The organism is Mesorhizobium sp. LEGMi-168a (genome assembly GCF_058312955.1).
The window spans coordinates 1-1,312 of sequence record NZ_JBZEGV010000107.1 but is presented as its reverse complement, the minus strand read 5'-3'; the positions used below and the strand labels follow the sequence as shown (position 1 = coordinate 1,312).

The following is a 1,312-nucleotide window of genomic DNA, read 5'->3' as shown; positions in this document are numbered from 1 at the left end:
CAACGAACAGGCCGTCAATTTCCTAGGGCTCGATGCCTGCATCCTCGGCGGCCAGGGCCGAAACCTTGGCGAGGAGCTCAAGTGTGGTGACGCCCTCGGTTCGCCGCTGTGGCTTCAGCTCGCCGATGCCAACGATTGCGCCTTTCGATCGAGCCGAACTCATGCTGCCGCACTCCGTTCAAGCGTGCGGAACTCGTCGAGGCTTTCGGGGTTGGCGAGCGAGCCCATATTCTTGACCACGCCGCCGGCGACGACCGTGCGGGCTGCGCCCTCGACCCGCTTGCCGTTCAGCGTATACGGGATGGCCGTCACGGCGTGGATACGATGGGGCACATGGCGCGGTGAGGCGGCCGAGCGGATCGCGACGCGGATGCGGCGGGCGAGATCTGGCGTCAGCTTGTCGCCGTCGCGCAGCTTCAGGCACAGCACCACCTCCTCGTCGCCGTCGATGGGTGCGCCGAAGACGACGCAATCGTCGATCTCCTCGAAAATTTCGCAGGCGGCATAGATTTCGGCGGTGCCGATGCGGACGCCGCCGGGCTTTAGCGTCGTATCCGAGCGGCCATAGATGATCGCCGAGCCGTGGATCGTCATCTCGGCGATGTCGCCATGGGTCCAGATCTCGCGGCGGATGGCGAAATAGGTGTCCAGATAGCGCGCGTCGCCACCCGGGCCCCAAAAGGTTACGGGCGTGGACGGGAAGGGCTCCGTGCAGACGAGATCGGCCTGCTTACCAATCACAGGCGCGTTGCGATCGTCCATCACGTTGACGGCCAGGCCAAGCCCGCGCACGGTCAGTTGCGCACGGCGCACGGGATGGATCGGCGAGCCCAGCATGAAGCAGCCGATGATCTCTGTGCCGCCTGATATCGAGGCGAAAACCATGTCCTTCTTGATATGGTCATAGACCCAGTCGAACTGGTGCGGTGACACAGGTGCGCCAGCCGAGAGTAGCGATTTCAGTGCCGAGAGATCATAGCGCTCGCCGGGGAAGAAGTGATTGTCGGCCAACGTCGCGAGATATTTAGGGCTGGTGCCGAAATGGGTGATGCCAGCACGATCGGCTACCGTCCAGAGCGGAGTGAAATCCAGTCCGTTGGGTGTCTTGAGGATGGGCGCGCCGTCATAGAGGACGATTGCAGCGCCCGCGGCCAGGGACGAGATCAGCCAGTGATACATCATCCAGGCGGTGTTCGTGTACCAGCTCACGACGTCGCCGGGGCGCACGTCTCCGTGCAGCGCATGTTCCTTCATGTGCTGCAGCAATACGCCGCCGACGCCATGCACGATGGCTTTCGGCGCGCCTGTCGTT

At 63.5% G+C, this 1,312-nt stretch carries 2 protein-coding genes; both read right to left on the bottom strand.

The window, feature by feature from the left end:
- Nucleotides 1-22 precede the first annotated feature (22 nt).
- The gene (locus AC4FWB_RS34215; RefSeq protein ID WP_491030616.1) at nucleotides 23-163 is read right to left on the bottom strand and encodes a hypothetical protein; all 141 of its coding nucleotides are present in this window, start codon (nucleotides 161-163) and stop codon (nucleotides 23-25) included.
- The coding region (locus AC4FWB_RS34210; RefSeq protein WP_491030615.1) for an AMP-binding protein at nucleotides 160-1,312 on the bottom strand (1,153 nt) is incomplete at its 5' end. The genes AC4FWB_RS34215 and AC4FWB_RS34210, both read right to left, overlap by 4 nt.

What these genes read in the sequence shown, in the direction of transcription:
- AC4FWB_RS34215 (WP_491030616.1), bottom strand. Translation starts at nt 163, where the DNA reads ATGAGTTCGGCTCGATCGAAAGGCGCAATCGTTGGCATCGGCGAGCTG.